This window comes from Mesorhizobium sp. P2_A12, assembly GCF_056405075.1.
In genome coordinates, this window is the sequence record NZ_JBFUCU010000073.1 from 1 (window position 1) to 1,438 (window position 1,438).

Genomic DNA, 1,438 nt, shown 5'->3' on the forward strand with positions numbered 1-1,438 from the left:
GGCTCCGGGGCCGTCCGAGTGTCGCTTACGCGGCTCTCTTGAATCTCACAACGGGCAGGCTTAGAAGCAAACTTCTTCGTCGCCAGCGGCGTGCCGCCCTCGTTGGTGAGGCGTATATAGTCGCCACCATCAACAAGTGTCAACAGCCAAGATCACCCTTTTTTCGATTTCTCGTGGAGATCTCGACGAGGCCCAAATTTGTGAGTTGGCTTGGCCCGACTGTGACCGGCTTTCCGGTGCAGCTTATCCCCATGAAGCACGCCACCAGATCAGCGCCGAGCGGATGCCATCGGCCCGAAATCGCTGGTCACGCTAGGCGGTGCGCCATGGCCGCCCCCTGCTTAAGCGCCGGTTAGAGCCGTTCTTCAAGCAATTCCGGCGTGATGTTGCGGCCAGCGTAAAAGACGCCCAAAATCAGCACCCGCTCGCCCTCGACGGCGAATGCAATGCTGACAGCGCGCCGGTACCCAACAATCCGCAACCCGGGCATGATCTCGAGCCGCTCGGTGCCGCGCTGTGGAAAAGTCGACAGGCCGAGACAATGCTCGCGGATACCCACAACGAAATTCCAGGCGATCGCAGGCGATGCGCGCTCCGCTATATCGTCATAGAGCGCTTCCAGCTCGGACTCCGCCTTGAGGTGGAAGACAATCTGATACTCCATCCCCTACTTGGCTTTCGCCCGTTTCGCGCGATGACGCGCCTCCAGCCGCGAAAACACCGTGTCGGCAGGGATCCCTTTCGTTGGATCCTGCTGGAGCTCGGCCAGGCGCGACGGTATGTCTTCACGCAGCCATTTCTCTCGCTCCGCCTCGAAGTCCTCGAGCATGCGCAGGCCCGCGCGGACAACCTCGCTGGCGTTGTTGTAGCGGCCTGATTCGAGCTGCTTCCTGATGAAGCTCTCATAGTGGTCGTTCAAAGCGTAATTTGGCATGGCAACCTCCTGCAAACATTATGGGAGCGCTCAACGCGGATAGCAATAGATGTCAACTATTAGCAATCTGGCTGATTCGCCCATGCTCCACCTTGCCGCAATCGGGCTCCGGGAGATGCCGTCGCCTGATTCGGCACGACCGGAATGTCGTCTCAGCCTTGAGGGCGCCGGCGCGATCGAGGAGCGGCATGCAAAGTCGATGCCCGCGGTCGTCATCTCAATGGCAGCATGCGCGCGACGACAGACGCGAACTCCAACCGGATCGCCGACGCGCTCGGGATGTCATTTCTGTCCGGTTTTGTCGTGTCACGCAGACATTGCCGTTTGCGCTTCCGATCTACGGCTCACATATGCTCCAAACGCGCAACGCCCGCCGGCTTTTGGCCTGACGGGCGTTTTGTTGATTTGGTTGCGGGGACAGGCTTAGTCTTATTTGTCCTGCTGCGTCGACTATGGTTCCTTGCGGGGCGCTGAGGGGTTCAGTTCCATGGTCACGGTCAGCCG

General features: G+C 59.8%; 2 protein-coding genes. Both read right to left on the bottom strand.

Going from position 1 to position 1,438, the window contains the following annotated elements; translation table 11 throughout:
- Positions 1 to 352 precede the first annotated feature (352 nt).
- Positions 353 to 664, bottom strand: coding sequence for a type II toxin-antitoxin system RelE/ParE family toxin (locus tag AC1DZU_RS35505; protein ID WP_477292109.1), 312 nt, complete (start codon positions 662 to 664; stop codon positions 353 to 355).
- A 3-nt stretch (positions 665 to 667) separates the two neighbouring features.
- Entirely contained in the window at positions 668 to 934 is a 267-nt protein-coding gene (locus AC1DZU_RS35510; protein WP_477292111.1) for a type II toxin-antitoxin system ParD family antitoxin, read from the bottom strand.
- Between the last annotated feature and the right edge of the window lie 504 nt (positions 935 to 1,438).

Excerpts from the sequence above, each read along its gene's own strand:
- AC1DZU_RS35510 (WP_477292111.1), bottom strand. The coding sequence starts at position 934 with ATGCCAAATTACGCTTTGAACGACCACTATGAGAGCTTCATCAGGAAG.
- AC1DZU_RS35505 (WP_477292109.1), bottom strand. The coding sequence starts at position 664 with ATGGAGTATCAGATTGTCTTCCACCTCAAGGCGGAGTCCGAGCTGGAA.